This window comes from Acinetobacter sp. SwsAc6, assembly GCF_013391565.1.
In the GTDB taxonomy this organism is placed as follows: domain Bacteria; phylum Pseudomonadota; class Gammaproteobacteria; order Pseudomonadales; family Moraxellaceae; genus Acinetobacter; species Acinetobacter cumulans.
Genome location: NZ_JACAXE010000032.1, coordinates 1 through 18,994, shown reverse-complemented (window position 1 = coordinate 18,994; position 18,994 = coordinate 1). Strand labels below are relative to the sequence as shown.

The following is an 18,994-nucleotide window of genomic DNA, read 5'->3' as shown; positions in this document are numbered from 1 at the left end:
GCGGTTTTAGGGTAAGACAAGGCTTGCCATTTTTCAGACAAAAGCATGCAATCCCGCTATAACGCCCGCCGCATTATGAATAGGTCTGCATCAGGCCGGTCTCCGGACTTACGTTATGAATAACGATTCACCGTTGCGGGGGCAGTGTCAGATAACAACAGCTCTATACTGCTGGACTGACTTCCCAGTTTCACTTCTTAATTAAGGAAGCACCTGAAGCATGGGCAGATTAGTTTCTGCCCCACAGCAAGTCAAGCTGTATATGCAGCTATCTTAAAATGCCCGATAGATTTGATTGTTCGATAAATCGGAGTTCTCTATACTTAAGCCATTCACAACAGTTGGCATGGGAAGTTTTGTAACACTGCCCCCGCAACGGTGCGCAAGCCATGCCTTGCCAGTCCGATACCTGCCCACTGTGTTCTATCACTCAATCATTTACGTGGGGTAAATGCATGGAGCTTTGTATGCCTTTTCCTTTTCAGCCGACTGCGCTTGCAGCTGGCCTATCTGCACTTTGTATTTTTAGCTCCCAAATGTCTGTTGCAGCAGATTCCATTGCACAACCTCAATTGGATACCATTGTCGTCACAGCAACACGTTCTGCAGAAAAATTAGAAAATGTACCTGCGCGTATATCTATTATTGAACCTGCAACCATAGCGCAATCCCCTATTTCCCAAATGAGTGATTTACTGCGTAACGATGCATCTATCAATATGGTGCAAAACGGCGGTTTAGGACAAGTGGCTTCGATTTTTGTGCGTGGCACAGAATCTGACCATACCTTAGTACTGCGCGATGGTGTGCGCTTAAATTCAACCACCTCGGGCATGGCGCCATTACAGTTTCTAGATACTACCGATATTCAACAAATAGAAGTGTTAAAAGGCCCTGCCTCTGTGTTGTATGGCTCAGATGCGATTGGCGGTGTGGTACAAATTATTTCCAAGACACCAACGGAAAATACAGCCTTTGCCAGTACGGAAGTAGGTGAACACAAAACCTATAAAAGTATTATTGGCGCAGATGCCGCAAAAAATGGCTATTACGCACAGATTCGAGGGCAACGCTTAGAATCAGATGCCACCAAAGTGTTTGACCTAGATGAACTGAGCAGAGCAAGCTATGACCAAAAAGGCTGGAGTGCAAAAGTCGGATCAAAACAAGAAAATCATGCATTTTCATTGGACTATAGTCATAACGATGGTCGTAGCTTTTATGTCAGTTGTAGCAATGAAGATAAAGACTATAACTGCTTGAACTACAGCAATGTCGCGCAAGATTTTAACAATGAAATGATCAACCTACGTGGTGAAGTGCGTCTATTACCTGCTTTAGAACTGCACGCCCGCCTTTCTCAATTTAAAGATGAGCTAGATCAGGTCACAACCACCGACTTCACCCACAATAAAACCCAAGAAGCGGAAATCTATTCAAAACTTGAGCTGACGCCAAAGCAAACGCTTTTAAGCGGGATCACACATCGTAAAATCAGCGGTGATATTGTGTCTTATGGCACGGCCTATCAAGATGATAACCGTAGCACAGGTTATTACTTACAGCATCAATATCATCAAGATGGTCTTAATACACAGCTCGGAATTCGCCTAGAAGACGATGCAAAATATGGTAGCCATACCATTGGTCAAGCTGCAATTCGTCTGCAAGCACTGCCTTTAACCAGCGTGTATGCCAATATTGGAACTGCATTTAAGTCGCCAACCTTAGACGAACGCTATAACAGTTGGTCAGGCAATCCAAACTTAAAGCCCGAAGAAAGCATTTCTTATGAAGTTGGTGTCGATCAAAAGCTGAATCATGGGCTAAGTACAGGCCTGTCCTTGTACCACACCAAAGTCGATCATTTGATTGTGAATGGTCCAAATTACACCTTAGAAAACCTTAATACAGCGGTGTATCAAGGTGTGGAAACCTATCTGCAATGGCAAAATGGCGGATGGTCAAGCAAACTCAGCTATCATTATGTGAAAGCACAAGATGATGAGAAAAAACAAGATTTACAGCGCCGACCACGTCAGAACTTAAGCTTGACTACAGGTTGGAGCAATGACATTTATGGCATGAATGCAACCTTAAATGCCAAGTCAGATGCCGTGGATTATCAGGCACGCAATCCCGGTTATGCCACCATTGATATGAGCGCATTTTGGAATATCAATCCCAACCTAAAAGTCTTTACCAATTTACAAAATATTGGTGATGTCGAATACAAAACCTCATCGTATGGTTCAGGTTTGTATTATATGAATGGTGGGCGTTTAGCCTCTATCGGTGTCACTGTTAAATATTAATGCACATCACTTTATTCAACTTTTTATCAAAAATGGACAATTAACATGGGCCACCGTTTAAGTAAAATTTATACCCGCACAGGCGACTCAGGTACAACAGGTTTAGGTGACGGATCACGTGTAGCAAAGGATGATTTACGCATTGAAGCCCTAGGCGATGTCGATGAGCTCAATTCAAGTATTGGCATACTGCGTTCACACATTGCACTTAGCAGCATTGAAGACAAAGCGACTTGGGACAAATCTCTTAGTCTGATTCAGCATTGGTTATTCGACCTTGGCGGTGAAGTCTGTATTCCAAACTTCAACTTGGTACAGCCTGTATCTATTGAGTTTTTGGAAAATGATATTGACCGAATGAATGAAGCATTGCCGATGCTAAAAGACTTTATTTTGCCATCAGGCACTTTAGTATGCAGCTTTGCTCATCAAGCACGTAGCGTTTGCCGCCGTGCAGAACGCCGTTTAATGGCTGTACATAACCGTGACCAAAACATTCAAGCGCCGTCATTGCAGCTTTTGAACCGACTTTCAGACTGGTTATTTGTCGCATCACGTACATTACAACGTGCCGAAGGCGGTTCTGAAGTGCTTTGGCAAAAGAATATTAACGACACGATTTAAATTCAGATCATTCTAAACCGTTTAATCTGCCTTAAAAAATGCGTCTTATACAATGTCTAATTCGCGACAGGCGGCAAGGATGCCGCCGTTGGGTAAAGGTTCCAGGGACGAACCTTTTACCCAACAATAGATTTTTGTTACTTTTGATCTTTCAAAAGTAAAAGATCAGCTTCACAAATCAATTTAACTTTTCACAGGATTCCAATGCTGTAAAGGCAGCATCCAATCCCCCAGCTAATTTTTTTAGCACAAATTATACCCAACACGACCAATAAGGCTTTTGCTCATCCTATATTCATGTAACTGCTTTTAACTCTCATGTCTTTAGCGTTAAAATCAGCTACAAATACATAACAGAAAAATGATCATGCAAATCATCGGACACCGTGGCGCCCGTGGCGAAGCCCCAGAAAACACCCTCGCAGGCTTCCAATACATCCATGACCTTGGCATACGCGCTGTAGAATTTGATGTCCGCCAGCTTAAAGACCATGAACTGATCATCATGCATGATGATAATTTCCTGCGCACCACAGGCATAGACCAACAGCTGTATGCATGTTCAAGCCTAGAACTCGAACCTTATAACCAAGCGCATATTTGGCTGGACTGGCCTAAACAAATCACTCCAACTTTAAAGCAAAGCCTGAACATCATGCAGGACTTTGAGCACTTAGAGGTTGAAGTCAAAGCAGTCGAGACAGCAGAACAGGCCAACGCCTTAATTAGCGAATTGCAAAAACAGCTGCAAGGCTTTGAGCACAATGCGGTGATCACCAGTTTCGACTTAAAAATTCATCAAGCTTTACAGCAGCAGAATTCAACCTTTAAACGCGGTTTGCTCATTGAAGAAGATATCGGCCTTTTAGCCATCGAACAGGCATTGCAATTGGGCTGTTGTCAAATCGGCTGGATGAATCAGCTGGCGAACGATGAAATCCTGCTGGCTACACAGCAAGCCGGTCTAAAAATCAGTGTTTGGACGGTGAATGATGTCGAACGTGCCAAACATTTACAGAAAATGGGCGTTGATGGGCTGATTACAGATTTTCCAAAACTGATGCTGTAGTATTTAGATGTCGTCTAAATCAACACAAATATACTGTTCTATAATGCAGTTAACGGACTCAAAAACATTGAAAAAGCCGACTAAAACACTGTGGAAATAATGACCGATTGTCCATTTATTTCACTATGCGTTTCACACATTTCAAGGCAATATAAAACCGCATCTAAGCCAACAGTAGCAATGGATTTGAAATAAATTAAATCACAGTTTTATTCTGTTACTGTTTTGCACAATACAGTTGTGCAATAATGCTGTGAGCATGAGAAAGCTCATGCTAATATGCAGTTCTATTAATCCATAATCTATTTATGGTTTTTGTATTCTGATATACCTCCCAAGGTTCTAGGAGTTAAGCTGGCGATGACCGCTCCCCAACCCAAAGCACCAATCAACTGGATTGCCGTTTTCGCACTGTTGTTTTTGCCGCTCGTGGCAATTATTGCAATCCCGTTATATGCATACCACCATGATTTTAGCGCGGCAGCCTGGATCAGCATGTTTGTGCTGCTTGGCTTCAGTAGCTTGGGGATCACGGCGGGTTATCACCGCTTATGGGCGCACCGCGCTTATGAAGCGACTTTGCCAATGCAAATTGTCCTGATGATCATGGGCACCTTCGCTGTACAAAACAGTATTTTGTTTTGGGCGTCAGGCCACCGTACCCATCACCGTCATGTCGATGATGTCGATCACGACCCGTACTCAATTAACCGCGGTTTTTGGTTTGCACACATTGGCTGGATGCTTCGTGACTATAAGTCAGGCGGCGCCAACTATAAAAATGCACCGGATTTATTAAACAATAAATTGGTGATGTTCCAAGACAAATACTACGTGCCTTTAGTCATTGCAGTACATGCCGGCATTTTATTGCCTATCGGCTGGGCTGTAGGCGACATGTGGGGCGTATTGCTGCTTGGCGGCCTAGTACGTTTAATTCTGAGCCATCATGTAACATTCTTTATTAACTCGCTATGCCACATGTGGGGTTCTCGTCCATATACAGACGAAAATACTGCACGTGACAACTTCATCCTTGCGATTGCAACTTGGGGTGAGGGTTACCACAACTACCACCACATTTTCCAATACGACTACCGTAACGGTGTGAAATGGTGGCAGTACGATCCTACAAAATGGTTAATTTGGACCTGTTCTAAATTAGGTCTTGCCAAAAATTTACGTCGTATCCCAAGCTTTAACATTAAAAAAGCTGAACTTGCGATGAAATTTAAATATGCAGAACAAGATCTTGCAGTGTATGGCCTAAATGTAAATGATGACGTAGCTCAAGTAAAAAGCAAAATTGCACTTGAATATGAAGCATTTACCAACACGCTAAACGATTGGGCTAAGCTAAAAGAACAAGAAATTCAAGCGAAAAAGACTGCGGTCGCTGAAAAAATCCACCAAATGGATGACAAGCTAAAACTTGAATTCCAGCAAGTTGAACAGCGCCTTTCACAGCACCGTGAAACAGTAACAACGCTCATGCGCAACATTAAAAAGAAAGCGGTTTCAGAATAAACTGAAACACTGCACATAAAGCCCCGTCATGGGGCTTTATTTTTTGCGCTGCATAATAAATACCGTAACATCTCTGTCTGCCATCACTGCCCGCACTTTGCTATAGTTTCAGCACAGCTACTTTTTCCAAGACGACTATGCAGTTTAACCCGCGCTATAACACGCTCCCTTCCCGCCTATATCACCATCAGCAGCCAAGCCCGCTCAAAGGCGCTAAAGCTGGCCATTTTAATGCCGCTTTGGCAGCACAGCTGCAATGGTCAGAAGATGATATTCTGCACTGGGTTGAAATCTGCAGCGGTCAAAAAACTTTTGCCGAATTTGAACCATTAGCGATGGTTTATGCAGGCCATCAATTTGGACAATGGGCAGGACAGTTGGGTGATGGACGCGGTCTCCTGATTGCTCAAATTTTAGATCAAGCTGGTCAAACCATTGACCTGCATTTAAAAGGTGCTGGCTCTACCCCTTACTCACGAATGGGTGACGGCCGTGCGGTACTGCGCTCGACCATTCGTGAATATTTGGCAGGACACGCACTCAACAGCTTAGGTATTTCATCAAGCAATGCAGTTGGTTTTACCAGCTCCGAGCAAGGCGTACAGCGTGAAAAATTAGAGTTAGGCGCAATGGTGCTACGCACTTCAGACTGCCATATCCGTTTGGGGCATTTTGAATGGATCAATCAATATCAGGGTGATTTACTGCCTGAATTTACCCAAAAATGTATCGAATGGCATTACCCTGATTGCTTAGAGGCAGAGCAGCCGATTTTGGCTTTTGCCACCCAAGTCATTCAGCGTACCGCTGTAATGATTGCGAAATGGCAGCTGGTCGGCTTTGCACATGGCGTAATGAATACCGACAACCTCAATATCACAGGTTCGACTTTGGACTTTGGCCCTTATGGTTTCTTAGAGCGCTTCCGTCCTAATTGGATTAACAACCATTCAGACTACCAAGGCCGTTATACCTATCAACAGCAGCCGAGTATCGGCCATTGGAATTTATGGCAATGGCTGAATAACTTAGTACCGCTCTGCCCTATTGATTATGACAAAGAACAATGGAAAGAAGATCTAGCCAAATGTTTAGAGCATTTTGAACAGACCTTCTTGGAACATTATAAATTGGGCTTAGCTCAGAAAATGGGTTTACCTAGCTTCCATAAAGAAAGTTTTGACTGCGCAATGGCGTTCTTACGTATTTTGCAGACCGAGCAGCTCGACTACACGCAAAGTTTTATCCGCCTGCAAGAAAAACAATATGAAGCCATTAAAGATGACTGCCTTGACCGCCGTGCTTTTGAAGCTTTCCTAACGCAATATGAAAGTATTCGTGAACATCAGGACACCCATGCTTTAGATGCTGAAATGACACAAGCCAACCCGCAATACATTTTGCGTAACCACATGGCGCAAAAGGCGATTGAGCTTGCTGAGCGTAATGATTTTTCAGAAGTTGAGCGTTTATTTACTTTGCTGAGCCAACCCTTTAGCAAACAGCCTGAACTTGAGCAAGCAGCAGATTTAGGGCCATTGCCAAGTGATGTACCTGAAGTTATGGTGAGCTGTTCTTCTTAAAATTTATCCACACATTCAAGCTTGAATCAGCTCAAAATTGTGGATAATTTAAACATTATCCACAATTACAATTAGAACCGACTGCTTATGCATTTACATCAAATTGCTACCCATACCGCTCTAAAACTGCCAGAAGTGACAGTGACTCAGCCATTTGGTGACGGCTGTGATGTATTTAAAGTGATGGATAAAGTTTTTATGCTGAGCTTTCATTTAGAAGGCAAAGCAGCGATTAACTTAAAGGTGTTGCCAGACAATGGCAACATGCTGAGAGATATTTATCCCTTTATTCGCGCAGGCTGGCACATGAATAAGCAGCATTGGATTTCTGTATTTACAGATGAAGCGTTGGAAGATGAATTGCTGCAAGATTTGGTGCTGAATTCTTATGAATTGGTGGTCTCAAAGCTAAAAAAAGCTAAGCAACAGCGAATTGAGCTCTTACGTCTGCTATAGCATGATTTTTAATTTAAAAAAAATAGAAATTTCAATAGATCAATCTCTAATTAAAGTTAGAATCACCCCAAATTAAATGATTAGCTATTTTATTTATGCAATTCAGACACGATATCAATGGATTACGAGCCATAGCTGTATTGGCCGTTGTACTTTTTCACTTTAATCCACAATGGCTAACTGGTGGTTTTGCTGGTGTAGATGTCTTCTTTGTCATTTCTGGCTTTTTGATGACAGCCATTATTTTTAATGGCATTGAAAAAAACACATTTAACCTATTTAAATTTTATACCGCACGTGCAAACCGAATTATTCCTGTTTTAGCCACGATGACTATCTTTTTAGCCATATTTGGCTGGTTCTATTTAGCCCCGGTTGATTATAAAGATTTAGGGCGACAAATCGAAAAAAGCTCTTTCTTTATCTCCAATCTTCTTTTTTCAAAAGGTGGGGGCTATTTTGATACTGCTGAGCATACTAAATGGTTGTTACATACATGGTCTTTGTCTGTTGAGTGGCAATTTTATATATTTTTTCCACTTATCATTTTGATGCTTAAAAAATATTTAAGCCTTCATAATTTAAAACGTGTAGTGCTTGGGCTGTTTTTAGTCAGCTTTATTTATTGTATATATGCAACCTATAAAGACAGCAAAACTGCCTATTTTTTACTGACTAGCCGTGCATGGGAAATGCTCATAGGTGGTTTAGCATTCCTCTATCCTTGGTCATTAAACACCAAAAAATCACAGCTTATAACCCAATGCTTAGGGCTCGTGCTAATTCTAGCATCGTATATCTTTATCTCTAAAGATACGCTTTGGCCGGGTTATATGGCGTTTATTCCCGTCCTTGGTGCGTATTTAATTATTGTGAGTCAATACCAACAGAATGTTTTCATTAACAATCCTATTTTTAGTCATATTGGTAAATGGTCTTACTCAATTTATGTTTGGCACTGGCCCTTGGTTGTATTGGGTTTCTACCTTGGTCTCGAAAATTGGTGGATATACGGGATACCGCTGTCAATTTTATGTGGTTTCTTAAGTTATCACGCTATTGAAAAGATTCGTTTCCCACGCTATTCATCTTGGAAAGAAATTTATAAAGTAAAAGCAATTTATCTCGCTTTATTCCTTTTAGGCTTTGGACATTTTCTTAAATCAAATGATGGTGTAGATTCACGACTTCCAGAAGCAGCTAAAATAGCGAATGAAGAAATCAATAACACCAATCCTTATGATTGCGACCAACAAGAGTTACATGAATGTATCATAGGAAATCCAGCTAAAATTCAAGCTATTGTTGTTGGAGATAGCCATGCTGATGCATTGACCACTTCTGTAGCAACAAGTTTTAATTTGAAAGCAGAAGGTATCATTTCATTTGCAACTGCTGCTTGCCCATTTATTCCCAATATGCAATTTTACAAAGATAAAAGTCCTTGCCCAGAAATCAACCAACAACGTTTAAACTTAATTGCATCCAAAAAATATGAAAATATTCCAATGGTGTTCATTGCCAGATATCCAAGCTACTTAATTGGAGAAAATGACCCGGATCACATGGACGCGAGAGGCTCTAAACCTTCTGTTTATTTTGATGATAATCCAAATATCAGTCAAAAGAATCGAATGATTTCATTTCAAAAAAATCTCACTGAAGTTTTATGTCAAACCTCTAAGACTAACCCTGTATATATCGTGCAACCGATTCCAGAAGTAGGTTTCAATTTACCGCAAAGAATCATTAAGAATGTATTCTACAAGCGCAATGAAAAAATATTTATTTCACACGATGCCTACTTAAAAAGATCAGGAGAAATTCGCAAAATTATTCAGGAAAGTGCAGCGCAATGTCAGGCCAAAGTCTTAGACCCTGCATTACGTTTATGTAAAGGAAATGAATGTATTTCTGAATATAAAGGACGCCCGATTTATCGTGATGGTAATCATCTCAGTGAATATGGGAATAAGCTTTTAGTTCCAATGTTTAAACAAGCCTTCAATCCATAAAATATGAAAGCAGACCTAAATGGCTTTAATTTTTTAAAGTCATTTAGGTCAATTTACAAATTAAAATTTAAAATCTATTTGCTTCTAAAGGCAATTTCTTAAAACGCTTTCAACATCGTTGTTAAACAAATTTACTTTTAAAATTGGATACTTTAAAAGGCTCTTCCCTAAGCCTTTATTGCATTAAACCTTCTTTGTTTGCATCACTTTAAACAGCACAAATAGCAGTAAAATCCATAGTGGCTGCATCAGTACTGACAGCATAAAGCCCTGATTCCACATGATGTATAAAATCATCAGCATGAACGCTAAAACAAAATAGTTGGTGAATGGTGCACATAAGGCTGGAAATTTAGTCTGTATACCCTGTTGCTGCATTGCTTTTCTAAATTTCAAATGAATCAAGCTGATCAACATCCAATTCAGTACAGCAGCACTCACCACAATATAAATCAAATAACTTAAAGCTTTTTCAGGCAAGAAATAATTCAGCAACACACAACCAAAAATCAGCAACGCAGAAAATAAAACTGCAGCCATCGGCGTACCCTGCTGATTCACTTGCTTAAAGACTTTAGGTGCATTGCCCTGTTCTGCCAAGCCTAACAGCATACGACTATTGGCATACATTCCGCTGTTACAGACCGAAACTGACGCCGTCAAAATAATAAAATTCAACAAATGTGCCGCCCAATCAATCCCCATCTGATTAAAGATCATCACAAATGGGCTATGATCCAAACCACCAAGTTTTAACTGATTCCAAGGCACCAGCGACAGCAATACCGCCAAAGAGCAAATATAAAACAAGAACACGCGGATCACGGTTTGATTTACCGCTTTCGGGATGTTTTGATCGGGGTTTTCAGTTTCAGCGGCCGCCATGCTAATCAGCTCAATGCCACCAAAGGCAAACATCATAAAGGCCAACATATAAAATAAGCCTTCAAAACCATGCGGGAAAAAGCCCCCATGTGCCCACAAATTACTGATTGAAGCCGTAGAATCTGCATCTGCGGTAAGCAGCAAATACACACCAAAAATAATCATGGCAACAATGGCTACAACTTTAATCATCGACAGCCAAAATTCAGATTCTGCATACAATTTGACATTGGCTAAATTGGCAAGGGTAATGACCGCAAAAAATACCAGTACCGAAACCCATGCTGGCACATGTGGCCACCAATAATTCACATATTTACCAATGGCCGTCAGCTCAGTCATCACCACTAAAATATACAAAATCCAGTAGTTCCAGCCTGTTAAAAATCCTGCAAAATTACCCCAATATTTAAAGGCAAAATAACTGAATGAACCTGTTACTGGCTCTTGTACAATCATTTCACCCAGCTGGCGCATAATTAAAAAGGCAATCAAACCGCCAATCAAATAACCTAAAATGATCGATGGCCCAGCCGATTCAATAATATGCGCAGAACCTAAAAATAGGCCTGTACCAATTGCACCGCCCATTGCAATCAGCTGAATATGGCGGTTCTTCAATCGGCGCTGCAGTTGAGGCATTTGGCTGCTCACAACACGTTCTCATCTGATAAAAAAGTAGATTGTAAATCTTTTTAGCCAGGTTATGCGCTATTGTGGCTTACTCATCCCAATAAAAAAGGCGAACACATTTACATGGATTCGCCTTTAGATTGTCTAAATATAATTAATCTTCAGGATATTCAAAACGATAACCAACACCGTATACCGCCTGAATCCACTCATGGCGGTTGCCCGTTTCGGCTGCCTCAGAAATTTTACGGCGTAGGTTTTTAATGTGGCTGTCAATTACACGGTCAGCAACATCAAAGCTGTCTGGGTTAATGTGATCTAGCAACTGCGCACGCGAATACACTTGCCCCACATGCTCCAAAAATAGTTCCAGTAATCGAAACTCTGTTGGTGTGAGGTTTAATGACTTTTGCTGATACCAAACACGTTGCTGGCCTTTGTCCATACGGAATAAATCGTTGCTTTCTGGCTCAGCTTTACGCTCTAAACGACGTAATACCGCCTGTACACGTGCAACCAATTCTTTCGGGCTAAAAGGCTTACAAACATAATCATCTGCACCCATATTTAAGCCCAACACACGGTCAATTTCTTCAGTACGGGCAGTGACCATAATAATTGGCAGATCTGACTGCTCACGCACTTTACGGCAAATGGTGAGACCATCCATACGTGGCACCATCAAATCTAAAATCATTAGACTAGGCTTACGCTGTGTAAAACTCTCATAGGCCTCTTGGCCATCATGAAACATGCTCACTTCAAAGCCTGCTGCTTCTAAATAATCACGCACCAGTTGTGCAAGTTCTACTTCATCTTCAACCAGCATAATATGTTTCATAAATGCTTATTTTCCTTTTAAGAGTTCACTTGTTTTGGGAAGCTTAACTTGCAACGTAATCCACCCAATGGCGAATGATCAAAACTGAGCTCACCACCCATTGCTTGCGCAATTTTGCCAGATAATGCCAAACCTAAACCTGTTCCACCAGTACTGCGTGTGCGCGAATCGTCTACACGATAGAAGCGTTGCCCTAAATTAGCCAACTGCTCATCGCTGAGCCCTAATGGACTATCGTCAACGTACACCGTCCAATAGGCATCATTTTGTTCAGTATGAATTCGAACCTCACCACCCGCTTCAGTATAACGAATACTGTTACCCAGTAAGTTCACCATAATTTGTTTAAAACGGTCTATATCCAATTGTAAATCAGCACCCTCACCCTGTGCACTCACTGTTAAGCGTGCCTGCTCAAACTTCGGCTTAAAGTTTTCAACTTCTTGCACAATCACCTGCCACGGATTCACATTGGCCATATAGCATTTCAATTGCATCGCTTCAGCTTGTGCTAAATCTGCCAAATCTTGGGTTAGTTTTTTCAAACTGCTCACCTGATTGAGCATTGAGGCAAAATGCTCAGGCGTTGGCTTACGTATGCCATCCTGCATGGCTTCAATTTGCGCTTGGAGTACAGCCAGCGGAGTTTTCAGTTCATGTGAAGTATCGGCCACCCATTGACGACGTGATGTTTCATGTTGATCTAAAATCATGGCCAATTGATTTAACTCATTTGATAAATCGCCTAACTCATCATTACGATTGACAGTAATTTGATGCTGATAATGGCCTTTGGTTAATTCACGTGTTCCATTTAATAAGCGCTGAATCGGCTTTTTAAAATAGGTCGCTAGTAATAATGAAGCAATTAAACTGGCCAATAAGGTTAAACCATACACCAAAATCAAATAACGTTTCTGCTTACTAAAAAAGTTAATACTAATCGCATCATCTTGATCAAGTACGGGTTTTAAACCCAAATAACCAACGACCTGATTTTTCACCATAATCGGACGATAGGAAATATTTGCATCTGTTGGTTCGCCCACAACAAATTGGTGTTTTGCATCATATAAAGATAAACGTGAACTCAAGCCCAAACGATCTGGCATTTGAATAAATTGCTTTTTGCCATCGGGTTGTGATTTTGAAGAGTCTGCCTGTTCCGATGCTTTTGCATCCTTCGGATCTTTGGGTCTAAATACATTTTGATTTGAACTTAAAGGAAATTTTAAGCCATCAAATGGGCGAAATTCCGAAGGTAAATTACGTTCAATAAAATCTAATTCGACAAGATCCGCCTTATGTTTTTCAATATCCGATGGATTTAAAGTCGGGGTGGCTGCGACCAAGGTATGTTCTTTAAAATAGCGTTGTTGTAACGCAATATCATACTGACGACGCAACCACCAATTTGATAATCGATCATAGTCATCAGGTCCAGCATTACCTTCTATTTGTAATATTTGCGCCTGAATAGCATTGCCCCAGTCCTGATACACATCATAGACATCGGACAAATTATGGATCAGTAAATCCAGTTTCTGCATTTCAACATCTGCAACATAATTGGTAAAATTACGTTGCATATTCCAATGAAGCACGCCCAAACTCACCGTTGTGATCACTAAAGTGGTCAACAGCACAGTCAGAAATAAACGTAAAGCAATGGGCACACGACGGATATTCAAAATAGAGTCTCTATTTTTTCTTCTATATTTATTATTGTAACGAACACTGGTCTAAAAAACTCTTCATTGTTTCTTCATCATTATTATTTAATCTTTAAGCATCAAATATTCAATATATGCAGTGGGGCGAAACCAATGAACAACATGACAAAACTCGCGTTAATCGGTGCAAGTGTTATCAGTATGGGTGCATTAACAGCCTGCCAATCAACCACTGCAAATCAAGCCAATGATCATCAACGTATGATGAAAGAACATCATGGTGATTCAGCGCGCAAAATGTCTCCAGAACAACGCGAGCAAATGAAAGAAATGCGTGCTGAACAACGCCAAGTGTTTAAAAAAATTAAGCAGGCCTGCGATAACAAAGCATCGGGGACTGCCGTTCAAGTCAAAGCTGGCGACAAAGTTATTGATGGCACATGTACGATTCAGTTTAAAGCAGATCGTCAAGCGCTTAAGCAAGAATTTAAACAAGCACGTGCAGAACAAAAGCCAATGCGTGGCGAACACCGCCCAATGCGTGGTGATATGAATGGCTCAATGCACATGCGTTCTGCTGAGCCACTCACTGATGCCAAACGCGCTGAATTGGTTAAACAATTTGATCAACGTTTAGCAGAGCGTCAAGCACATCAACAAGCGATTGCTCAAGCTTGCCAAGCTAAAGCTAATGGTACAGCGGTACAAATTAAATCTGGCGAACGTACAATTGCGGGTAAATGTGAAGTCCGCTTTATCCCTAATGCGCCCCTTAAAACCGCTTAAGCTGACACAAAAGATCCGATAGACTAGAAATAGTCACATGAGGCGCTCTATTGAGCGCCTTTTTTATGCACAGTATTTCACTTTTCATGACTCCATTTAGCCTCAGCATGTACTCATTACCTTCAGCCCTTTGATACAAGAACTTAATCATCGTTAAGCAACTGTTTTAAATAGCGCTTTATGAGGCGACATAACTTTTTACGTTTTTGACTATTCTGCTCATCAATATTGAAGCAAAACTGTATACACTCTACACACTTAGGATTTTCAAGATCAGATTCTTTGACTTTACAGTCACTAAGAAATGCCCTGGAAATGCTTGTACCTTACAATAAGATGTTGCACGATTAACCCATTGCAAAAACATGTGTCATTGAAGACACGATTAACCTTTATTTAGGATTATTAACGCTGGTAGAAACCAGTATTGAGGAAAACGATATGCCACAATACAAAGCGCCTTTACGTGATATGCAATTCGTTCTGCATGAATTATTAAATGCTGAAGAACATTATGCGAAACTTCCTGCGTTTTCTGACACCGTAAGCCGTGAATTGGTTGACCAATATTTAGAAGCCGCTGCAGATTTCTGTGAAAACGAACTATCTCCTTTAAACCAAGTCGGCGACCGTGAAGGCTGTACTTGGAATGATGGCGTTGTAACAACTCCAACTGGCTTTAAAGAAGCGTATCAAAAATACATCGAACTAGGCTTCCCTTCTCTTTCTGCAGATGAAGAGTTTGGCGGTCAAGCATTACCAAACTCTTTAGGTATTTCTATCTCTGAAATGGTCGGTACTGCGAACTGGGCTTGGGGTATGTACCCTGGTCTTTCTCATGGTGCTGTACGTACTTTAGAGCACCATGGTTCTGCAGAACAAAAAGCAGCTTACCTTCCAAACCTAGTATCAGGTGTTTGGACGGGCACAATGTGCTTAACAGAATCTCATGCAGGTTCTGACCTTGGTATTATCCGTACTAAAGCTGAACCACAAGCAGATGGTAGCTATGCAATTTCTGGCGAGAAGATCTTTATCTCTGCTGGTGAACACGACATGGCTGAGAACATCGTCCACATCGTTCTTGCACGTCTTCCTGGCGCACCTAAAGGTACAAAAGGTATTTCTTTATTCATCGTACCTAAGTTCAACTTAACTGCAGATGGTTCTGTAGGCGAGCGTAACGGCGTACGTTGTGGTTCAATCGAACACAAAATGGGTATCCATGGTAACTCTACATGCGTGATCAACTTTGACAACGCAAAAGGTTTCCTCATTGGACCAGAAAACCGTGGCCTAAACTGCATGTTCACATTCATGAACACTGCACGTATTGGTACTGCTGTACAAGGTTTGTCTGCTTCTGAAGGCGCGTTCCAAGGTGCTTTAACTTACGCAAAAGACCGTTTAGCAATGCGTTCTTTAACTGGCCCTAAAGCACCAGAAAAAGAAGCAGATCCAATTATCGTTCACCCTGCTGTACGCAACATGCTATTCACGCAAAAAGCATTTGCAGAAGGCGGTCGTGCACTAGTTTACTTACTTGCTCAACACGCTGACGTGGTAGAAAAAGGCGCGACTGAAGAAGAACGTAAGTTCTCTGACAACATCTTGTCTCTTCTTACACCAATCGCTAAAGCATTCTTAACTGAAACAGGTTCTGAATCTGCGAAACACGGTGTTCAAGTCTTCGGTGGTCACGGTTTCATTTCAGAACACGGTATGGAGCAAATCGTACGTGATACACGTATCTCTTGCTTATACGAAGGTACAACTGAAATCCAAGCGATTGACTTGTTAGGCCGTAAAGTATTGGGTACTCAAGGTGCAATGTTGAAAGACTTCACTAAGATCATCCACAAATTTGCAGAAGCAAACAAAGACAATGCAGCAATGGCTGAGTTTGTTGCACCGCTTGCTACCCTAAATAAAGAATGGGGTGACTTAACAATGCAAATTGGTATGAAAGCAATGCAAAACCCTGACGAAGTGGGTGGCGCAGCAGTTGATTACCTATACTTCTCTGGCTACGTAACACTTGCTTTCCTATGGGCACGTATGGCACTTGTAGCACAAGAAGCACTTGCAGCAGGTACAACTGAAGTTGACTTCTACAACGCGAAAATCACAACAGCACGTTTCTACTTCAAGAAAATCTTGCCACGTGTTCGCGCACACGTAGACGTGATTGCTGGTGGTGTAGATCCACTCATGACTTTAGATGCTGAACACTTTGCATTCTAATTTCAGTGCACACTGAACAATAAAAAGAACAAAGGACGGTCATTGATTTGGCAGTCCTTTTTCTTTATAACTAATTCAAAAATTAAGCCTTTAGTCGTCTAACACTGCAAAAAATTATCGCTTAGACTGATTAAATCGTTACGAATCAAACAATAAACAGGTGACACACGATGCCAATTTATAACGCACCTCTTGCGGACATGAAATTCATCCTAAACGATGTATTTAAAGCAGAACAATTCTGGCAAGACAATGAAAATCTTGCACATGTAGATGCAGCAACGGCTGAAGCAATTTTAGAAGAAATGGCAAAATTTGCTCAAAACGTAACGCATCCTTTAAACCGTACAGGTGATGAAGAAGGGGCAACATATAACAACGGTAGCGTAACAACACCTGCTGGCTTTAAAGAAGCATTTAAACAATATGCTGAAGGTGGCTGGATTGGTCTGGGTGCAGACGAAGAATGGGGCGGTCAAGGCATGCCAAAAATGCTGACTGTTCTTTCTGACGAAATGCTTTTTGCGACGAATCCATCTTTCATGCTCTACCCGCTTCTTTCAGTTGGTGCAGGCATGGCATTAAACAGCTATGCATCACAAGAGCAAAAAGAAACTTACCTACCAAAAATGTATACAGGTGAATGGTCAGGCACAATGTGCTTAACTGAACCACATGCAGGTACAGACTTAGGCATTATTAAAACTAAAGCTGAACGCAATGAAGACGGCACCTACAACATCACAGGTACGAAAATTTTCATTACTGGCGGTGACCACGATCTTTCTGAAAACATCATTCACTTAGTTTTGGCAAAAACACCAGATGCACCTGCAGGTTCACGCGGTATTTCACTGTTTATCGTGCCGAAGTTCATCGTGAATGCTGACGGTTCTTTAGGTGAGCGCAATGCAGCAGGCCCAGGTTCAATCGAACACAAAATGGGGATCAAAGCATCTGCAACGTGTGTAATGAACTTTGACGGCGCGAAAGGTTACCTCGTGGGTAAAGAAAACGAAGGCCTTGCTGCGATGTTCGTGATGATGAACTACGAACGTTTATCTATGGGTATTCAAGGCCTCGGCGCTTCTGAATTTGCATACCAAAATGCTGCGCAATATGCGACAGACCGTCTACAAGGCCGTAGCGCATCTGGCGTGCAATCCCCTGCTAAACCAGCGGACAGCATTTTAGTTCACGGTGATGTACGTCGTATGTTATTAAATGCACGTGCGAACAATGAAGCATCTCGTGCATTTGCAGTCTATGTTGGCCAACAACTCGACATCACTAAATTCTCTACCGATGCAGAAGCTGTGAAAAAAGCCAATGACCGTGTTGCGCTTTTAACACCAATTGCAAAAGCATACCTAACAGACACAGCATTCAACGCAACTTTAGATGCACAAATGGTGTTTGGTGGACATGGCTTTATCCGTGAATGGGGCATGGAACAATGTATCCGTGACTTACGTATTGCCCAAATTTACGAAGGTACCAACGGCGTTCAGTCTCAAGATTTAATCGGCCGTAAAACCATTAAATGTGGCGGTGCATTCATTGCTGAATACATCCAAGAAATCCGTGATTTTGCCAATGACTTAAGCGCTGACCTTAACTTCATTAAAGATGCAACTTTAGATGCAGCGGCAGAAGTTGAGTCTGTAACACAATATGTACTTGAAGCAGCAAGTGAAAACGTAGAATTCTCGAACTCTGCAGCGGTGGATTATCTACATGCTGTAGGCCTACTCAGCTTCTCTTATATGTTTGCCCGCATTGCCAATGCAGCCAAAGATAAAGACGGCGAGTTCTATCAAAACAAACTGTCTCTTGCACTGTATTTCGTTCAACGCGTTTTACCTGAACTTGCTGTACGCATTCAAAAAGTAAAAGCAGGTTCTGAAGTGATTATGAACTTCTCTGAAGATTACTTTACCAATCAAGCTTAAGCCTCTTTAAGTTTGAAATAAAAAAAGCCCGAATATTCGGGCTTTTTTTATAATGAGTCTTTCATTGTTATAAATGAAACTTTTTACACAACCATCTTTTGCAGTAAATCAAAAAGTTTTTAGAAACATCTTTATCAGTCAACTCTATAAATTCTTGGTCTTTCCAAGTTTGATAACCTTGTATTGTTCGTATAGGTTCTTGACCACCAATTATTGCATAATCAGCATCTGAAGTTTCTACATACCAAGGATCAACAATTGTCTGGTAATCCCCCCTAAAAATAATAGGATCTAAAAGTAGAATTTTCTCTTAAGATACGAGCAGGAGATTCTGCATGAAAACATCTAAATTTACTGATAGTCAGATCATGTCCATCTTGAAACAGGCAGA

The 18,994-nt window shown here is 41.2% G+C and carries 13 protein-coding genes and 1 riboswitch; of the genes, 10 read left to right on the top strand and 3 right to left on the bottom strand.

The genetic code is table 11. The features are described 5' to 3' along the window. Positions 1 to 75: 75 nt before the first annotated feature. A riboswitch (cobalamin riboswitch) is annotated at positions 76 to 232 on the bottom strand. 235 nt (positions 233 to 467) lie between these two features. The 7 genes from HYG93_RS16275 to HYG93_RS16245 all read left to right on the top strand — a co-directional run bounded on the left by HYG93_RS16275 (position 468) and on the right by HYG93_RS16245 (position 9,589). Further along, on the top strand, positions 468 to 2,315 hold the full coding sequence (locus HYG93_RS16275) for a TonB-dependent receptor plug domain-containing protein (protein ID WP_372659169.1): 1,848 nt from the start codon (positions 468 to 470) through the stop codon (positions 2,313 to 2,315). A 45-nt stretch (positions 2,316 to 2,360) separates the two neighbouring features. Further along, complete coding sequence (locus HYG93_RS16270) at positions 2,361 to 2,939, top strand: cob(I)yrinic acid a,c-diamide adenosyltransferase (protein ID WP_178962682.1); 579 nt, start codon at positions 2,361 to 2,363, stop codon at positions 2,937 to 2,939. A 367-nt stretch (positions 2,940 to 3,306) separates the two neighbouring features. Further along, positions 3,307 to 4,008, top strand: coding sequence for a glycerophosphodiester phosphodiesterase (locus HYG93_RS16265; protein WP_178962681.1), 702 nt, complete (start codon positions 3,307 to 3,309; stop codon positions 4,006 to 4,008). A 360-nt stretch (positions 4,009 to 4,368) separates the two neighbouring features. Next, complete coding sequence (locus tag HYG93_RS16260; protein ID WP_106986263.1) at positions 4,369 to 5,535, top strand: acyl-CoA desaturase; 1,167 nt, start codon at positions 4,369 to 4,371, stop codon at positions 5,533 to 5,535. Between the two features lie 137 nt (positions 5,536 to 5,672). Continuing rightward, positions 5,673 to 7,118, top strand: coding sequence for a YdiU family protein (locus HYG93_RS16255; RefSeq protein WP_178962680.1), 1,446 nt, complete (start codon positions 5,673 to 5,675; stop codon positions 7,116 to 7,118). Positions 7,119 to 7,205: 87 nt separating this feature from the next. Beyond that, entirely contained in the window at positions 7,206 to 7,574 is a 369-nt protein-coding gene (locus HYG93_RS16250) for an MmcQ/YjbR family DNA-binding protein (protein ID WP_178962679.1), read from the top strand. Between the two features lie 95 nt (positions 7,575 to 7,669). After that, positions 7,670 to 9,589 (top strand): acyltransferase family protein, encoded by a 1,920-nt coding sequence (locus HYG93_RS16245; RefSeq protein ID WP_178962678.1) that lies wholly within the window; start codon positions 7,670 to 7,672, stop codon positions 9,587 to 9,589. 183 nt (positions 9,590 to 9,772) lie between these two features. Here HYG93_RS16245 and HYG93_RS16240 read toward each other — a convergent pair whose 3' ends face one another. From HYG93_RS16240 to baeS, 3 genes are all read right to left on the bottom strand, one after another. Next, positions 9,773 to 11,128 (bottom strand): amino acid permease, encoded by a 1,356-nt coding sequence (locus HYG93_RS16240; RefSeq protein ID WP_178962677.1) that lies wholly within the window; start codon positions 11,126 to 11,128, stop codon positions 9,773 to 9,775. A gap of 133 nt (positions 11,129 to 11,261) precedes the next feature. Continuing rightward, positions 11,262 to 11,948 (bottom strand): response regulator, encoded by a 687-nt coding sequence (locus tag HYG93_RS16235; RefSeq protein ID WP_106986268.1) that lies wholly within the window; start codon positions 11,946 to 11,948, stop codon positions 11,262 to 11,264. Between the two features lie 17 nt (positions 11,949 to 11,965). Further along, positions 11,966 to 13,639, bottom strand: a complete 1,674-nt coding sequence (gene baeS, locus HYG93_RS16230) for a sensor histidine kinase efflux regulator BaeS (protein WP_178962676.1) — start codon at positions 13,637 to 13,639, stop codon at positions 11,966 to 11,968. 135 nt (positions 13,640 to 13,774) lie between these two features. On the opposite strand from baeS, the gene HYG93_RS16225 reads away from it, so the two are divergent. The 3 genes from HYG93_RS16225 (at position 13,775) to HYG93_RS16215 (ending at position 18,603) form a co-directional block, all read left to right on the top strand. Further along, the gene (locus tag HYG93_RS16225; protein WP_178962675.1) at positions 13,775 to 14,407 is read left to right on the top strand and encodes a hypothetical protein; all 633 of its coding nucleotides are present in this window, start codon (positions 13,775 to 13,777) and stop codon (positions 14,405 to 14,407) included. Positions 14,408 to 14,848: 441 nt separating this feature from the next. Further along, positions 14,849 to 16,651, top strand: coding sequence for an acyl-CoA dehydrogenase C-terminal domain-containing protein (locus tag HYG93_RS16220; RefSeq protein ID WP_106986271.1), 1,803 nt, complete (start codon positions 14,849 to 14,851; stop codon positions 16,649 to 16,651). A 170-nt stretch (positions 16,652 to 16,821) separates the two neighbouring features. Continuing rightward, a complete protein-coding gene (locus HYG93_RS16215) occupies positions 16,822 to 18,603 on the top strand; it encodes an acyl-CoA dehydrogenase C-terminal domain-containing protein (protein WP_106986272.1) in 1,782 nt (593 codons plus the stop codon). Positions 18,604 to 18,994 lie beyond the last annotated feature (391 nt).